The following is a 15,498-nucleotide window of genomic DNA, read 5'->3' on the forward strand; positions in this document are numbered from 1 at the left end:
GGAGAGATCAGATGAGTCAGGTAAGCACTGAATTTATCCCGACCCGTATTGCTATTCTTACGGTTTCTAATCGTCGCGGTGAAGAAGACGATACCTCCGGTCACTATCTGCGCGACTCGGCGCAGGAAGCAGGCCATCACGTTGTCGATAAAGCCATTGTCAAAGAGAATCGCTACGCCATCCGTGCCCAGGTATCTGCGTGGATCGCCAGCGACGATGTGCAAGTGGTGCTGATTACAGGTGGTACTGGCCTGACGGAAGGCGATCAGGCGCCAGAAGCACTGCTGCCGCTGTTCGATCGTGAAGTCGAAGGCTTCGGCGAAGTGTTCCGTATGCTGTCGTTCGAAGAGATTGGCACCGCAACGCTGCAATCTCGTGCGGTGGCGGGTGTTGCTAACAAGACACTGATTTTCGCCATGCCTGGTTCAACCAAAGCGTGCCGCACCGCCTGGGAAAATATCATCGCCCCGCAGCTGGATGCCCGTACGCGTCCGTGCAATTTCCATCCACATTTGAAGAAATAAGTATGTCGCAACTGACCCATATCAACGCCGCTGGCGAAGCGCACATGGTGGATGTCTCCGCCAAAGCGGAAACTGTACGTGAAGCGCGCGCCGAAGCCTTTGTCACCATGCGCAGTGAGACGCTGGCGATGATCATTGATGGTCGCCACCACAAAGGCGACGTATTTGCCACTGCGCGCATTGCCGGTATTCAGGCGGCGAAACGCACCTGGGATCTGATCCCGCTCTGTCATCCGCTGATGCTCAGCAAAGTTGAAGTCAATTTACAGGCCGAGCCGGAACATAATCGGGTACGAATTGAAACGCTTTGCCGCCTGACCGGCAAAACTGGTGTCGAAATGGAAGCATTAACCGCAGCCTCTGTGGCGGCGCTGACCATTTATGACATGTGCAAAGCGGTGCAAAAAGATATGGTGATTGGCCCGGTACGCTTGCTGGCGAAGAGCGGCGGTAAGTCGGGTGATTTTAAGGTGGAAGCGGATGATTAAAGTTCTTTTTTTCGCCCAGGTGCGTGAGTTGGTGGGAACAGATGCAACCGAAGTGGCTGCGGATTTCCCAAACGTAGAAGCATTGCGCCAACACCTGGCAGCGCAGAGCGATCGTTGGGCGCTGGCGCTGGAAGATGGCAAATTACTGGCCGCCGTCAACCAGACGCTGGTGAGTTTTGACCATCCGCTGACTGACGGCGACGAAGTGGCTTTTTTCCCGCCGGTAACCGGAGGTTAAGATGGCAGAAACCAAAATTGTTGTCGGCCCGCAGCCGTTCAGTGTAGGGGAAGAGTACCCGTGGCTGGCGGAGCGTGACGAAGATGGTGCAGTGGTCACGTTTACTGGTAAGGTGCGCAACCATAACCTGGGCGACAGTGTAAAAGCATTAACCCTCGAACACTATCCGGGGATGACGGAAAAGGCACTGGCTGAAATCGTGGATGAGGCGCGTAACCGTTGGCCGCTGGGACGCGTCACGGTGATTCACCGCATTGGCGAATTATGGCCGGGCGATGAAATCGTTTTTGTCGGCGTCACCAGCGCACACCGTAGCAGCGCGTTTGAAGCCGGGCAGTTTATTATGGATTATCTGAAAACCCGCGCACCGTTCTGGAAGCGCGAAGCCACGCCGGAAGGTGATCGCTGGGTCGAAGCCAGGGAGAGCGATCAGCAGGCGGCGAAACGCTGGTAGTTTTTTGTTGGCCGGATAAGGCACCGCTGCATCCGGCAATTTCACCGCTCTGGACATGCGTTTACGCTGCGTCGATGCACACCCTCATCATTTGCAGTATCCTTTAGATATTCCTTATATCTTCAGGAGAAAGTCATGGACAGATTCCCACGTTCAGATTCAATCGTACAACCCCGTGCTGGCTTGCAAACCTATATGGCGCAGGTCTATGGCTGGATGACAGTTGGCCTGTTGCTGACCGCATTTGTTGCCTGGTATGCGGCTAATTCTGCCGCCGTTATGGAGCTGCTATTCACTAACCGGGTCTTCTTAATCGGTTTAATAATCGCGCAATTAGCTCTGGTTATCGTGTTATCAGCGATGATTCAAAAACTCAGCGCGGGCGTAACGACGATGCTCTTTATGCTTTATTCGGCGCTAACGGGCTTAACGCTCTCCAGTATTTTCATTGTCTACACTGCCGCCTCTATTGCCAGTACCTTCGTTGTCACCGCCGGGATGTTTGGCGCGATGAGTCTGTATGGTTACACCACGAAACGCGATTTAAGTGGCTTCGGCAATATGCTATTTATGGCATTAATCGGTATTGTCATCGCCTCGCTGGTGAACTTCTGGCTGAAAAGCGAAGCATTGATGTGGGCAGTCACCTACATCGGCGTGATTGTCTTTGTTGGACTGACGGCGTATGACACTCAGAAACTGAAAAATATGGGTGAACAGATTGATACCCGCGACACGTCGAACCTGCGTAAATATTCCATTCTTGGCGCATTAACGTTGTATCTGGACTTCATCAACCTGTTCCTGATGTTGCTGCGGATCTTTGGCAATCGCCGTTAAACGCATTTCTTATAAAATCCCGGAATGACACCGGGATTTTTTTTGTCTATTCGATAATAAGTATATATTTAAAAAATAGGCATAAAGATATAATTCATATTGATTATATCTTTATATCTATGCATGTGATGCATTTTTATAAATCTGGTATACCTAAAAGAAAATAGAGTACAATCCTACGGTTTTATTAATGGCTGGTGATATTCATCTGTTAAATAAATGCTTGCGGGTAAAAATCAATCATCTGCTGATAATATATCTCAATGGGATTAATTTTTAAATATATATTCATATAATAAATGAATTGGGGTTCTATGTCTTTCGTATTACCATCGATAACGGCTTATCCACGGCAGTCAAAAAAATACATTTTCATCGCATTGCTACTTGTATCCGTATTATTCCAGCTTTGGCCTGTTTATTTTTTACAGCCATTGAGGGTTATCCTGCGCGTCGGTATCTGCAACTTGCTAATCATCCTGTGTTTGACAGGGTGTTATCGATTATTTGTTGGGAAAATAGCAGCATTGGGTGTATCACTGTTATTGACCATTAACTTTATGGTCGCGCTTTGTACATGGCAAATTTATCAAAGTGAATTTAATATTATCTTTGCGATGAGTATCATGGAAACCCACTGGTCTGAAGTGAAAACAATGTCGGGGTTATATCTATCCTGGATGCCAGTATGTGCTGTTTATTTCTTGCTGACTTATTTTTCTATACACACGGGCGTTAAGTGTGTGTCTACTAAAGTTCAATGTGCATCACTGGTGATACTATTAATATTTATCTCATGGTTTAGCTACAATCAATGGAGTAAACAGAAAAAAGATGGTCTTGGAGGATACTCTCCATTAAGCTCCAGGGTGTTAAGATTTACACCATTTTATACTGCTGCCGATTTTATTATTGCTTATCGAGATATTTCTTTTGCCAGAGAAATAAAACAAATTGATGTGGATTTACCGGGATTGATTGCTAAAGAAACGGATATTGAAAATTATGTTATTATCGTAGGGGAGTCTGTACGGCGCAGTAATATGAGTTTGTATGGCTTTGGCATCAATACCACGCCTGTACAAAATGAGATTGGACCACAGGCGCTTATCTTTGATAATGCGGTTTCCCCAGCGGCGGCAACAGTAACTTCTGTTCCGATGATCCTCAGTAAAGCGACAACAGAAAGTTTTACCGCTGCGGACTTATCAAATAATGTTATTGCCGTAGCTAATAAAGTGGGGTATCAGACTACCTGGTTAAGTACCGTGGGTATGTCCGGGAAGCATAATAACTATATTACGCTCATTGGTCGTTCCAGTAATAATACACATTGGGTAAGCGAGGAATACGATGATAGCCTTCTTCCGTTGTTGGATGAAGCATTAAAAGCCAAGGGTAAGAAATTAATACTGCTACATGGTAATGGTAGCCATGAAATTGCCTGTACACGCTACCCTGAATGGGCAGATAAAATTAAAACTGGGGATAAATACGAGGATTGCTACAACAACTCCATACAATTTACCGATTACATCATTGGTGAAATCATGAAACGACTGGAGGGAAGTAAATCCTCATTACTCTATTTTTCTGACCACGGTCTGGAGAAAAACCCCAATATTCCATCGTATTATATGCACGCCGCAGATACTCCCAGTAAAGAAGCCTACGATGTACCGCAATTTATCTGGTATAGCCAGGCTGCTATCGCCAGTCAACCGCGTAAACTTGGACACATTCAAGAAGTTTATTCATTGCTTAATAACTATGCGATGATTCTTGACTGGCTGGGCATCTCTACCCACGAAGAGCATTGCAATTCGCCATTATCTCAGTGTTATCGTCCGCACTCCTCCATTCCAGTAACTGATGGCACCCGTGCCAAAATATATGAATATAAAGATCTGCGAGACACCTTTACATCACCGAAGAAAAAGGTTTCTTATCGCGAAGCCAGTCCGAATCCGCTGTAATTTTATGCTGAGAGGACATCGCCAGATGTCCCCTGATGATTATTAAGGAAACAACAAACATTACTCTGGCGTAAAACATACTTTGTTAAAGGGCTGTAGCGTATCAGAATGCAGAAACGCATTAGTTGTGTAGGGCGGCTAAGGCGTTCACGCCGCATCCGCCATGAACAAATAGCACGTTGCTAACAATCTGCACAAACCAAAGAACTTAACTAAACATCACATCGCCGCTTCATTTTTCGCCCGTAGCTTCTTCGCCTGGCTTTCCAGCAACAGGTAACAGATCAGCGCCAGCAGCAGCGGGATAAAGTAGTACAGGACACGGTAAGCGAGCAGGGCGGCGATAATCGTTCCTTTTGATGTATGTTCCCCTGCCAGTAGCGCGATAAACACCGCTTCCAGTACGCCAATACCCGCTGGAATATGCACAATGACGCCGGCAATACTGCTAACCAGCAACACGCCCAGTACAAAGAAATAGTTCACGTTTTGACCAAGTAACAGCCAGATAATCGCTCCCATAACCATCCAGTTAACGCTGGAAATCAGCATCTGGGCGAGGGCGAATTTCCATGAAGGTAGCACCAGCTTTTGCCCTTTGATGGTCATATGACGGTGTTTAGCGAAGGCGCAAAACCATAAATAGACTGCAATTATCAGCAGCAAACCAATGCCGAGAATACGCAGCGTGGTTTGATCGATATACCAGTGATCCGGCAGTTCCACCACGCCCACGGTAAAAATAATCCCGGCGAGCAAAATATAGCCCAGCCAGTTGGTGGTAATACTCAGCGAGAAAATCCGTGTAATAGTGCTACCCGGTAATCCCAGGCGGGAGTAAAGACGATAACGCATACCAATGCCGCCGACCCAGGTACTGAGCGTCAGGTTGAAGGCGTAGCAGATAAATGACACCAGCATCACCTGGCGCTTCGCCAGTTTATGACCGCAGTAGAAGCGGGCTAGCAGGTCATAACAGCCGTAAATCAGATAGCTGACGACCACCAGCCCAACCGCACTGAGCAGTGCAACGCGATTGTAGTCGCGGATGACCTTCCAGACCTCTTCCCAGTCTACCTTTTTGGCGTAGACCACCAGCAACACAATCACCGCGATAAAAAACAGCCAGGTGAGGATCTTCTTTGCCCGGCGCCAGCGTGGATGCGATTTACTCATCAGGGTTTTACCCCCGTGTTTTCTGTTTCTACCCGATCCTGAGTTTCCATTGCCGGCTGCGCGGGCGGATCAACTTGCGCCAGACGTGGCGTATGCGCCGGAAGCCAGCCAACCAGCGCCGGAAAATGGCGTAGAAAGTGGAATGCCAGCACGCTTTTAGTCAGGTTCCACCAGGTGCGTTTTGGCAGCATGGTTTCATCTACCTGCTGGCAGTCAGCGGCGATGATGCCATTCAGATTGTCGCGTAACGTCTGGTTAAAATTACGATCGTGGATGATAACGTTTGCTTCAAGATTCAGCGACAAACTGAGCGGATCGAGATTACTGGAGCCCACCGTCGCCCAGTGATCGTCCATCAATGCCACTTTGCCGTGGAGTGGGCGGCGGCGATATTCAAATACCTGAACGCCGCCTTTAACCAGATAGTTATACAGCAAGCGCGCGCCGACTCTGACAATAGGCATATCCGGTTCACCCTGAATGATCAGTTTGATCCGCACCCCACGCCGTGCCGCTTTACGCAAGGCGTGTAAAAATCGATAGCCGGGGAAGAAGTAGGCGTTGGCGATAATCACTTCTCGCCGCGCCTGAGTGAGCATTTTCAGATAGTGGCGTTCAATATCGCTGCGATGTTCTTCGTTATCGCGCCAGACCAGCAATACCTGCGCTTCTCCCGGCTGGCGGTTCTCTTCTGCCTTGTGATGACGTCGCCACCAGCGCCGTGCCGCGCTTTGTCCGGGCAGGTTTTCCAGTTCAAATTGCAGAATATCTTCCACAATTGGCCCCTCCAGGCGCACCGCGTAATCCTGTTTGGCCTCTGGACCGTAGCTGGACATATGCTCGGCGGAGTAATTCAGCCCGCCAATAAAGGCGATGCGTGCGTCGATCACCACAATTTTGCGATGCATCCGGCGAAACACATTGGTGCGCATACCGAACAGGCGAGGGCGGGGATCGTAATAACGAAACACCACGCCAGCCGCCGTCAGTTCATTGACAAACTCATCGCTGAGATCCGGCGAACCGTAGCCATCCAGCAAGACTTCCGCTTTAACCCCGCGTCTCGCAGCGTCCAGCAATGCTGCGTGTAATTGTTTACCGACGTCATCCTCGAACCAGATAAACGTTTCAAGAATAATGCGTTCTTGCGCCTCGCCAATCGCTTTAAATACAGCGGGATAATATTGCTCGCCGTTCTCCAGCAACTGGATCTTATTGCCTTCGCGCCAGCTACATTTCATAAATGAATCTCCGCACTCAAAGGGGCATGATCAGAAAGATGTCGCCAGGTGCGCAGCGGTAGCGAGGTTGGCGCGCTGGCGCTGGCATTTTTGACATAGATCCTGTCCAGACGTAGTAGAGGAAATTGCACCGGAAACGTGCGCGCCGGGCGTCCGTGGGCGCGGGTAAATATCTCATCCAGCCCGGCCTGTACTTTTAAGGGATGATTGGCTTTTTGCCGCCAGTCGTTGAAATCACCCGCCACTAAAACGGGTTCGTCTGGCGGAAGCTGGTTCACCCATTCGGCGAGCATCGCAAGCTGCGCCTGACGGTGCGCCTCACGCAGGCCAAGATGCACGCACATCACATGAATCGCTTTCCCGGTCACCGGTGGCACAATGCGGCAATACAGTACGCCACGTTTTTCCGCTCCATCGACAGAAACATCACGATTTTCATAATGTTCAATGGGATAACGCGAAAGAACCGCGTTACCGTGATGCCCTTCCGGGTATACGGCATTGCGGCCGTAGGCAAAATCGCTCCACATAGTGTCGGCGAGAAACTCGTAGTGCGAGGTATCGGGCCAGTTTTCCACATGCAGTGGATGAACTTCGTGCGCGCCCATCACTTCCTGCAGGCAAACAATATCGGCGCTGACGGTGCGCACTGCGTCGCGAAGTTCCGGCAAAATGAAGCGTCGGTTAAACGCTGTAAAGCCTTTGTGAATATTGATGGTGAGTACCTTGAACGAAAATTGTTGTGTTTGATCGGGCATAATTTTCCTGTCTTTGCCTCTTATCTCATTGAAATAGTGTAGTCGGCGTCACAAAAAGGTGCGGTCTTACGGAATTTTCCGTAAAGTTCGGTACTCTGAGTTAGTAGAGATAAATTCTTCAGGAGAGAAGCCATGAAGTGGCAACAACGTGTTCGTGTCGCAACTGGCCTAAGTTGCTGGCAGATTATGTTGCATTTACTGGTAGTGGCGCTGCTGGTGGTGGGCTGGATGAGTAAAACTCTGGTTCACGTCGGCGTGGGATTGTGCGTGCTGTATTGCGTAACGGTAGTGATGATGCTGGTGTTTCAGCGCCACCCCGAACAACGCTGGCGCGAGGTGGCAGACGTACTGGAAGAGCTGACCACCACCTGGTATTTTGGCGCAGCGCTGATTGTGCTGTGGCTGTTGTCCCGCGTACTGGAAAACAACTATTTGCTGGCAATTGCAGGGCTGGCGATCCTTGCCGGCCCGGCGGTGGTGTCGTTACTGGCGAAAGATAAAAAGTTACATCACCTTGCGTCTAAACATCGCGTACGCCGCTGATCCTGTCGTGGCCGTTATCACCAGTAGCGGCCACAAACTGTTCCACACAATATCCAGACTCGCATCCTTCAAATAAATCTGCTTGGTAATGTCCGTAAAGTGGCGAATAGGGTTAATCCACGTCAGGTTTTGCAGCCACACCGGCATGTTCTCTACCGGCGAAACGTAACCGGAAAGCAGAATGGCGGGCATCATAAAGACGAATACCCCGATAAACGCCTGCTGTTGCGTTGCACAGAGTGATGAAATCAGCAGACCGAATCCCACCAGTGACAAACCGTAAATCACCATCGTGAAATAGAACAGCGCCAGCGATCCGGCGAAGGGGATTTGATACGCCCAGATACCAATCGCCAGCACGATAGTGGCCTGGAACGTGGCGACAATTAACGCCGGTACGGCTTTACCGATGAATATCTGCCAGGTGGTAAGGGGCGAAACCAGTAGCTGATCGAGCGTTCCCTGTTCGCGTTCGCGGGCGACAGAAAGTGAAGTAACGATCATCACGCCGATAGTGGTGATCATGGCGATCAGCGACGGCACCACAAACCATTTGTAATCGAGGTTTGGGTTATACCAGTTGCGTACCACCAGTTCGCTGTTGTTGGGCTTCGGCTTTCCTTCCAGCAGCTCCTGCTGATAGTTTTTGACGATCTGTTGCAGGTAGTTGGCGGCGATTTGCGCACTGTTGGAGTTACGCCCGTCGAGAATTAACTGCAACGGCGCGGTCTGGAACGTATCCAGTTTGCGTGAGAAGTCTGCCGGGAAACGCACCAGCAGTAGCGCCTTTTGCGTGTCGATGGTTGGGCGGATCTCCTGCGGACTTTTCAGCAGCAGTACGTGGGTAAAGGCGCTGGCGCGGGCAAAACGCTGGGTCAGCTCCACCGAATGCTCGCCGTTATCTTCATCGTAGATAGCGATGGTGGCGTTGGTCACTTCCAGCGTGGCGGCAAACGGGAACAGGATCACCTGAATAAGCACGGGTAAAATCAGAATCGCCCGCGTTTGCGGTTCGCGCAGCAGCGACTGCAATTCTTTGCGGATTAACGTCCATAAGCGATGAAACATGCTCTTCTCCCTAATCCAGCCGACGTTTGGTTTTCAGCCACGTCAGGCCGATAAACATCACCGCCGAAGCGATCAAAAACAGCACATTCACCACCAGCACCACCGGAATATTCCCGGCGAGGAACAGGCTTTGCAGGGTGCTGACGAAATAACGTGCGGGAATAATGTACGTCACCGCGCGGATCACCGCTGGCATACTGTCGATCTGAAAAATAAAGCCAGAAAGCATAATCGACGGCAGGAAAGCGGCGTTCAGTGCTACCTGAGCGGCGTTGAACTGGTTGCGGGTAATCGTAGAAATCAGCAGCCCCATCCCCAGGGTACTGAGCAAAAACAGACTGGTGATAAAAAACAGGATCAGCAGCGAACCGCGATAGGGCACGCCGAGAATAAACACCGACACCAGCATACAGAGCAGCATCGCCAGCATACCGAGGAAGTAATAGGGGATCAGCTTACACAGCAGCAGTTCCGTGCGGGTAATCTCCGTAGAGAGCAAAGCCTCCATAGTGCCGCGCTCCCACTCCCGCGCTACCACCAGCGAGGTGAGGATCGCGCCGATAACCGTCATGATAATGGTTACCGCACCGGGGATAATAAAGTGCTGGCTTATCGCCGCCGGGTTAAACCAGTAGCGTGTCTGGACGTCGATAAGTGGTTCAAAAGTCTGCCCATTGTCCTCTGCCCGCTGCATTTGCCAGATCTGCCAGATCCCTTCGACATAACCCTGCACAAAGTTGGCGGTATTCGGCTCGCTGCCGTCGGTGATCACCTGAATCGGTGCGGTGGCGTTGGCGCGCTCCATCTGTTCGGCAAAATCCACCGGAATCACCACCAGACCGCGAATTTTCCCCGCCTGCATTTTGGCGATCAGTTCCTGACGGTTATCGCTGATGGTGGCGTCAATATAGGGCGAGCCGGTCATAGTGTGGGTGAAATCCAGCGCCGCTTCGCTACGCTGCTCCAGCAAAATCCCGACCCGCAGCTTGCTGGAGTCGAGGTTAATGCCGTAACCAAAAATAAACAGCAGCAACAGCGGGATCACCACCGCAATCAGCCAGCTACTTGGATCGCGAATGATCTGCCGCGTCTCTTTGACGCACAGCGCCCGCACACGACGCCAGGAAAGGATCGGGTTACTCATTGCCATGCTCCTTATCCCAGTTGTGGATCAATTGAATAAAGGCTTGCTCCATAGTGGGATCGGGTTGCTCATCGTTAGCCGACTGCGCTTTCAAATCGTCCGGCGTGCCGCTGGCAATCAGCTTCCCGCGATACACCAGGCCGATGCGGTCGCAATATTCCGCTTCATCCATAAAGTGGGTGGTAACCATCACCGTAACGCCTTTCTCTACCATGCTGTTGATATGCAGCCAGAACTCGCGGCGGGTGAGGGGATCGACGCCGGAGGTCGGTTCATCGAGAAACAGAATGTCCGGTTCATGCATCAGCGAACAGGCCAGCGCCAGCCGCTGTTTAAAACCTAATGGCAGTTCATCGGTCGCGTGGGAGGCGATACTTTTCAGGCCAAATGCCTCGCTCATACGGGAGATTTTTTCGTTCTGCGCCCGACCGCGTAAGCCATACACACCAGAGAAAAAGCGTAAATTCTGTTCGACCGTCAGGTTGCCGTAGAGCGAAAATTTTTGCGCCATATAGCCGAGATGCTGGCGCGCTTTACCGGAACTCTCTTTCAGATCCATCCCCAGCACCAGCGCCTGGCCGGAAGTCGGCACCAGCAAACCGCACATCATCTTAAAGGTGGTCGATTTACCCGCGCCGTTTGGCCCCAGCAAACCAAAAATCTCCCCACGTTTAACGGCAAAGTTGACGTGATCGGTGGCGGCAAAATCACCAAATTTCTTGGTCAGCTCTTTCGCTTCGATCACCGTCTCGCCGGGTGTGCCTTCTACCGTATGCAATATTGCACCCAGCGGCGATTCTGAGGTTCCGGCACCGCCCAGCAAATCAATAAACGCATCTTCAAAACGCGGTGTAGTTTCGTTGATGTTGATTTCCGGCATCCCGTCGGCATGGCGAATATCGTCTGGTGTGGCCTCTTTTTTGAGGATCAGACGTACCGATTTCCCCTGAATCATGCCGTCGCTGACCTGCGGCAGTTTCAAGGCGCGTTGCAACAGTTTGCGGTTGCCCTCGTGCGGGCTGGTCATCAGAAAACTGCGTCCGGCCATGGTTTGTGTCAGGGCTTTTGGTTCTCCCTGATACAGCAACTCGCCTTCGTTCATCAGTAACACGTCACGGCACTGCTCGGCTTCATCGAGATACGAGGTGCTCCAGAGGATCAGCATCCCTTCGCCTGCCAGCTCATGCACCATCTGCCACAGTTCGCGCCGTGAGATAGGGTCAACGCCGACGCCGGGTTCATCGAGCAGTAACACTTTCGGCGCGCCCACCAGGGTACAGGCCAGCCCGAGTTTTTGCTTCATCCCGCCAGAGAGCTTGCCCGCCAGGCGTCCGGTAAACGGGCCAAGAGACGTAAACTCCAGCAGGCGAGCAAAAGTCTGCTTCCGCGCTTCACCGGTGACGCTGCGCAAATCCGCGTACAGATTGAGGTTCTCCATCACCGTGAGATCTTCATACAGACCGAATTTCTGCGGCATATAGCCAAGCACTGCGTGCAGCGCAGCGTCGTTTTTGATCGGATCAAAGCCAATCACCGTGGCACTGCCGCTGTCGGGTTTCAGTAATCCCGCCAGCATCCGCATCAGCGTGGTTTTGCCCGCACCGTCCGGCCCCACCAGCCCCGTCACATAACCAGCGTGAATGGTGCAGTCGAGCGGCGCGACGGCGGGCTTATCCATGCCCGGAAAGCGTTTTTCCAGGCCGTTCAGCGTGATAACGGCATCATTCATGTCCTGCCTCGTCACCGAATTGCACCGTCACTGGCATACCCTGGCGTAACGCATCATCGGCGTCGGTCACCACAATACGCAGGCGATAGACGAGGTCGGTACGCAGATCCGGCGTTTCGACGGTTTTCGGGGTAAATTCAGCGGTTGGCGAAACGAAACCAATCTGCCCGTGATAGGGCTTGTCCGGGCGACCATCGGTATAGAGCAGCACTTTGCGCCCCGGCTGCGCTTGGTCAAGATTACGTTCATCAACATAAGCGCGCACCCACACCGGACGCGTCAGCGAGACGGTAAACACCGTGCCGCCTTCATTGAGCACCGTGCCAGGCTCTACTGCGCGGGTTAATAGCGTGCCATCAGACGGTGCGACCAGCGTCGAATCCTGCAAATTCAGCTCCGCCTGCGCCAGTTGCGCCTGTGCCTGTTCGAGGCTGGCTTTCGCCTGGGCGATATCCTGTTCACGGTTACCGGAACGGTACTGACGTAATTTATCCTGAGCTGATTTCAGCGTTGCCTGCGCCTGGTCGCGCGAGGAGCGGGCATTTTCCAGGTCATTTGCCGAAATGGTGCGGCTTTTCCACAACCCTTGCTGGCGGTTATAGAAGTTCTGCGCATAGTCATATGCGGCTTGCGCCTGTTTCACGGCGGCGGCCGCCTGAGCGATTTCTTCGTCGCGATACCCGGCAAGCATCAGGTCATACTGCGCCTGAGCCACCGAAACGCCCGCTTTCGCCTGCATCAGGGCAATCTCATACGGCTTATGATCCAGTTCGCCCAGCACCTGGCCCGCTTTGATCGCATCACCTTCGTCTACCGCCAGCGACTCAACGCGACCACCGACACGGAAGCTCAGATTCACCGTACGAATATCCACGTTGCCATACAGCGTCAGGCCGTTATCCTGGCGGCTTTGATACCACCAGTAGCCTCCGGCAACCACGGCGGCAAGCACCACTACCGCCAGTCCAGTCACGACAGTTTTTTTCATCACTACAAACTCCTTTGCGATAATCCTTGCAAAATCAGGTCGATATGACAGGTCACCGTCTGGTTGATCAGTTCGGTCTTTTCTTCATCGAACGCGCTCCAGCCGGTGCGTAACAGAATCGTTTCTTTACCAAGACGAAACGCCAGAATCTCGCCAAGTAATGCATGGGTATGGAGGATCATACGGGTATCGTTGGCATCACAACCGGTCCAGGCGGCGATCAGACGCGTAAGATGGCTGTGTAGCGGGCTAATCACCTGTTCATGCACCAGATGGTAGGCCGCCGTAGGAGAGAGTTGCTCACGGGAGATAAACTTGCTGAGGTTGACAGTGTCATCCTGGGTGAGCAGTTGAATCATGTTCCTGCAGGCGCGAAGGATCAGTTCGCGGATGGCTGCGCGATCCGGCTGTGGTTGCGCGAATAAGCGTTCGGCTTCCTCGGCGTGCGGACGGAACTGTTCGCCAATAAAATCGGCAATCCACTGGGCGCAGGCGAGGTATAAATCTTCTTTCGAACCGAAGTAATAGGTAATAGCAGCGATATTCTGCCCGGCCTGGGCGGCAATATCGCGGGTGGTGGCGTTCATTCCATACTCACCAAACTGCGCCAGTGCAGCGGCAATCAGCTGCTTTTTCGCCTGTTCACCTTTGGTTGTCATGGCAGGACTATTCATAGCACAGCCCATTCTTAATCAAATGATTGATTAAGATTATGACTCATTTTTCGCGTTGTCCAGTATGGCTAAGAATTTGAGCAACGCCAGTCACAGGGATAATTTATGCGCTGCGTCACAAAAACTGCTACACTCCGCTCCCTCATGACATTGTGGTTTTTGTCATTTTCCTTTTCAGTATCTCCCTGAAAACTACACCGGTAACGGTCGGGGCGGTTCGGAGTAGTTATGTCTTTCGATTCTTTGGGTTTAAGCCCTGATATCCTGCGCGCCGTTGCCGAGCAAGGTTACCGTGAACCCACCCCTATTCAGCAGCAGGCGATCCCTGCGGTGCTGGAAGGCCGCGACCTGATGGCCAGTGCCCAGACCGGCACGGGCAAAACAGCGGGCTTTACGTTACCGCTGTTGCAACACCTGATTTCCCGCGAGCCGCACGCCAAAGGGCGTCGTCCGGTACGCGCGTTGATCCTCACCCCGACCCGCGAACTGGCGGCGCAGATTGGTGAAAACGTCCGTGATTACAGCAAATACCTGAACATTCGTTCGCTGGTGGTGTTTGGTGGCGTCAGCATTAACCCACAAATGATGAAGTTGCGCGGCGGCGTTGATGTGCTGGTGGCAACGCCGGGACGTTTGCTGGACCTGGAACACCAGAACGCGGTGAAACTGGATCAGATAGAGATCCTCGTCCTTGATGAAGCTGACCGTATGCTCGATATGGGCTTTATCCACGATATTCGTCGTGTGTTAACAAAACTGCCCGCGAAGCGCCAGAACCTGCTGTTCTCCGCGACTTTCTCTGACGAGATTAAAGCTCTGGCAGAAAAACTGCTGCATAACCCGCTGGAAATCGAAGTGGCACGCCGCAATACCGCCTCTGAGCAAGTGACCCAGTACGTTCACTTTGTCGATAAGAAACGCAAACGGGAATTGCTGTCACACATGATTGGTAAAGGCAACTGGCAGCAGGTGCTGGTGTTTACACGTACCAAACATGGCGCTAACCATCTGGCTGAACAATTAAATAAAGATGGTATTCGCAGTGCGGCGATCCACGGTAATAAATCGCAAGGTGCGCGTACCCGTGCGCTGGCTGATTTTAAATCGGGTGATATTCGCGTGCTGGTGGCGACCGATATCGCCGCGCGTGGCCTGGATATCGAAGAGTTGCCACACGTCGTCAACTATGAGCTGCCAAACGTACCGGAAGATTATGTCCACCGTATCGGGCGTACCGGTCGTGCCGCCGCCACCGGCGAAGCGTTATCGCTGGTGTGTGTTGATGAACACAAACTGCTGCGTGATATCGAAAAACTGCTGAAAAAAGAGATCCCGCGCATTGCGATTCCGGGCTATGAGCCGGACCCGTCAATCAAAGCCGAACCGATCCAGAATGGTCGCCAGCAACGCAGTGGCGGCGGTCGTGGGCAAGGTGGTGGTCGCGGTCAACAGCAACCACGCCGCGCTGAAAGTGGTGCGAAGTCTGGTAACGCCAAACCCGCAGAAAAACCGTCTCGTCGTCTCGGCGATGCCAAACCGGCAGGCGAACAACAACGTCGCCGCCGTCCGCGTAAACCTGCCGCTGCGCAGTAATCTTTTTATGCCGGGCTATGCCCGGCATAAAACAGATGACAAAGACCCAAATATCCTGGCCTGT

At 52.0% G+C, this 15,498-nt stretch carries 16 protein-coding genes; 8 read left to right on the forward strand and 8 right to left on the reverse strand.

Annotated features, from left to right (window positions below; genetic code table 11):
* The first annotated feature begins 11 nt into the window (after positions 1-11).
* The 6 genes from moaB to WC5_RS08380 all read left to right on the forward strand — a co-directional run bounded on the left by moaB (position 12) and on the right by WC5_RS08380 (position 4,520).
* Positions 12-524 (forward strand): molybdenum cofactor biosynthesis protein B, encoded by a 513-nt coding sequence (moaB, locus tag WC5_RS08405; RefSeq protein WP_000084634.1) that lies wholly within the window; start codon positions 12-14, stop codon positions 522-524.
* A 2-nt stretch (positions 525-526) separates the two neighbouring features.
* The gene (gene moaC, locus WC5_RS08400) at positions 527-1,012 is read left to right on the forward strand and encodes a cyclic pyranopterin monophosphate synthase MoaC (RefSeq protein WP_000080885.1); all 486 of its coding nucleotides are present in this window, start codon (positions 527-529) and stop codon (positions 1,010-1,012) included.
* Positions 1,005-1,250, forward strand: a complete 246-nt coding sequence (gene moaD / locus WC5_RS08395; RefSeq protein ID WP_000598607.1) for a molybdopterin synthase sulfur carrier subunit — start codon at positions 1,005-1,007, stop codon at positions 1,248-1,250. Before moaC ends, moaD begins: the two co-directional genes overlap by 8 nt.
* A 1-nt stretch (position 1,251) precedes the next feature.
* Positions 1,252-1,704, forward strand: a complete 453-nt coding sequence (moaE, locus tag WC5_RS08390) for a molybdopterin synthase catalytic subunit MoaE (protein WP_000852287.1) — start codon at positions 1,252-1,254, stop codon at positions 1,702-1,704.
* 135 nt (positions 1,705-1,839) lie between these two features.
* The gene (locus WC5_RS08385) at positions 1,840-2,544 is read left to right on the forward strand and encodes a Bax inhibitor-1/YccA family protein (RefSeq protein ID WP_000373623.1); all 705 of its coding nucleotides are present in this window, start codon (positions 1,840-1,842) and stop codon (positions 2,542-2,544) included.
* A 314-nt stretch (positions 2,545-2,858) separates the two neighbouring features.
* Positions 2,859-4,520 (forward strand): phosphoethanolamine transferase, encoded by a 1,662-nt coding sequence (locus WC5_RS08380; protein WP_016231637.1) that lies wholly within the window; start codon positions 2,859-2,861, stop codon positions 4,518-4,520.
* A gap of 219 nt (positions 4,521-4,739) precedes the next feature.
* Here the strand turns inward: WC5_RS08380 and WC5_RS08375 are convergent, their stop codons facing one another.
* The 3 genes from WC5_RS08375 to WC5_RS08365 are packed head-to-tail and all read right to left on the reverse strand — an operon-like array spanning position 4,740 to position 7,695.
* Positions 4,740-5,696, reverse strand: coding sequence for a lysylphosphatidylglycerol synthase domain-containing protein (locus tag WC5_RS08375; protein ID WP_000045487.1), 957 nt, complete (start codon positions 5,694-5,696; stop codon positions 4,740-4,742).
* Positions 5,696-6,937 carry a cardiolipin synthase ClsB gene (clsB, locus tag WC5_RS08370; RefSeq protein WP_000650352.1) on the reverse strand — a complete coding sequence of 414 codons (1,242 nt, stop codon included), beginning with the start codon at positions 6,935-6,937 and terminating at the stop codon, positions 5,696-5,698. The genes WC5_RS08375 and clsB overlap by 1 nt, the downstream gene beginning before the upstream one ends.
* Positions 6,934-7,695: an endonuclease/exonuclease/phosphatase family protein gene (locus WC5_RS08365; protein WP_001113360.1), complete on the reverse strand. Its 762-nt coding sequence runs from the start codon at positions 7,693-7,695 to the stop codon at positions 6,934-6,936. The genes clsB and WC5_RS08365 overlap by 4 nt, the downstream gene beginning before the upstream one ends.
* A gap of 132 nt (positions 7,696-7,827) precedes the next feature.
* Between WC5_RS08365 and WC5_RS08360 the strand changes: the two genes are divergently transcribed.
* Positions 7,828-8,238 carry a YbhQ family protein gene (locus WC5_RS08360; RefSeq protein ID WP_000871987.1) on the forward strand — a complete coding sequence of 137 codons (411 nt, stop codon included), beginning with the start codon at positions 7,828-7,830 and terminating at the stop codon, positions 8,236-8,238.
* On the opposite strand, the gene WC5_RS08355 is transcribed toward WC5_RS08360, so the two are convergent.
* From WC5_RS08355 to cecR, 5 genes are read right to left on the reverse strand one after another with little or no spacing between them, the layout of a single operon-like run.
* Positions 8,200-9,306, reverse strand: coding sequence for an ABC transporter permease (locus WC5_RS08355; protein WP_000469029.1), 1,107 nt, complete (start codon positions 9,304-9,306; stop codon positions 8,200-8,202). The two genes, WC5_RS08360 and WC5_RS08355, sit on opposite strands and share 39 nt — an antisense overlap.
* Positions 9,307-9,316: 10 nt before the next feature.
* The gene (locus WC5_RS08350; RefSeq protein ID WP_000070112.1) at positions 9,317-10,450 is read right to left on the reverse strand and encodes an ABC transporter permease; all 1,134 of its coding nucleotides are present in this window, start codon (positions 10,448-10,450) and stop codon (positions 9,317-9,319) included.
* Positions 10,443-12,179 carry an ATP-binding cassette domain-containing protein gene (locus WC5_RS08345; RefSeq protein WP_010351232.1) on the reverse strand — a complete coding sequence of 579 codons (1,737 nt, stop codon included), beginning with the start codon at positions 12,177-12,179 and terminating at the stop codon, positions 10,443-10,445. Before WC5_RS08345 ends, WC5_RS08350 begins: the two co-directional genes overlap by 8 nt.
* Complete coding sequence (hlyD, locus tag WC5_RS08340; RefSeq protein WP_016159031.1) at positions 12,172-13,167, reverse strand: secretion protein HlyD; 996 nt, start codon at positions 13,165-13,167, stop codon at positions 12,172-12,174. The genes WC5_RS08345 and hlyD overlap by 8 nt, the downstream gene beginning before the upstream one ends.
* A gap of 2 nt (positions 13,168-13,169) precedes the next feature.
* Entirely contained in the window at positions 13,170-13,841 is a 672-nt protein-coding gene (cecR, locus tag WC5_RS08335) for a DNA-binding transcriptional regulator CecR (protein WP_010351229.1), read from the reverse strand.
* A 228-nt stretch (positions 13,842-14,069) separates the two neighbouring features.
* Here cecR and rhlE point away from each other — a divergent pair, with 228 nt between their 5' ends.
* Positions 14,070-15,434, forward strand: coding sequence for an ATP-dependent RNA helicase RhlE (gene rhlE, locus WC5_RS08330; protein WP_000007079.1), 1,365 nt, complete (start codon positions 14,070-14,072; stop codon positions 15,432-15,434).
* The last annotated feature ends 64 nt before the right edge of the window (positions 15,435-15,498 follow it).

Source organism: Escherichia sp. KTE114, assembly GCF_000407765.1.
Classification (GTDB): Bacteria; Pseudomonadota; Gammaproteobacteria; order Enterobacterales; family Enterobacteriaceae; genus Escherichia; species Escherichia ruysiae.

Coding starts and splice junctions, on each gene's coding strand:
- rhlE (WP_000007079.1), top strand. CDS start 14,070: ATGTCTTTCGATTCTTTGGGTTTAAGCCCTGATATCCTGCGCGCCGTT.
- WC5_RS08380 (WP_016231637.1), top strand. CDS start 2,859: ATGTCTTTCGTATTACCATCGATAACGGCTTATCCACGGCAGTCAAAA.
- WC5_RS08345 (WP_010351232.1), bottom strand. CDS start 12,179: ATGAATGATGCCGTTATCACGCTGAACGGCCTGGAAAAACGCTTTCCG.
- WC5_RS08365 (WP_001113360.1), bottom strand. CDS start 7,695: ATGCCCGATCAAACACAACAATTTTCGTTCAAGGTACTCACCATCAAT.
- WC5_RS08355 (WP_000469029.1), bottom strand. CDS start 9,306: ATGTTTCATCGCTTATGGACGTTAATCCGCAAAGAATTGCAGTCGCTG.
- moaC (WP_000080885.1), top strand. CDS start 527: ATGTCGCAACTGACCCATATCAACGCCGCTGGCGAAGCGCACATGGTG.
- hlyD (WP_016159031.1), bottom strand. CDS start 13,167: ATGAAAAAAACTGTCGTGACTGGACTGGCGGTAGTGGTGCTTGCCGCC.
- moaE (WP_000852287.1), top strand. CDS start 1,252: ATGGCAGAAACCAAAATTGTTGTCGGCCCGCAGCCGTTCAGTGTAGGG.
- WC5_RS08350 (WP_000070112.1), bottom strand. CDS start 10,450: ATGAGTAACCCGATCCTTTCCTGGCGTCGTGTGCGGGCGCTGTGCGTC.
- WC5_RS08375 (WP_000045487.1), bottom strand. CDS start 5,696: ATGAGTAAATCGCATCCACGCTGGCGCCGGGCAAAGAAGATCCTCACC.
- WC5_RS08360 (WP_000871987.1), top strand. CDS start 7,828: ATGAAGTGGCAACAACGTGTTCGTGTCGCAACTGGCCTAAGTTGCTGG.
- WC5_RS08385 (WP_000373623.1), top strand. CDS start 1,840: ATGGACAGATTCCCACGTTCAGATTCAATCGTACAACCCCGTGCTGGC.
- moaD (WP_000598607.1), top strand. CDS start 1,005: ATGATTAAAGTTCTTTTTTTCGCCCAGGTGCGTGAGTTGGTGGGAACA.
- cecR (WP_010351229.1), bottom strand. CDS start 13,841: ATGAATAGTCCTGCCATGACAACCAAAGGTGAACAGGCGAAAAAGCAG.
- moaB (WP_000084634.1), top strand. CDS start 12: ATGAGTCAGGTAAGCACTGAATTTATCCCGACCCGTATTGCTATTCTT.
- clsB (WP_000650352.1), bottom strand. CDS start 6,937: ATGAAATGTAGCTGGCGCGAAGGCAATAAGATCCAGTTGCTGGAGAAC.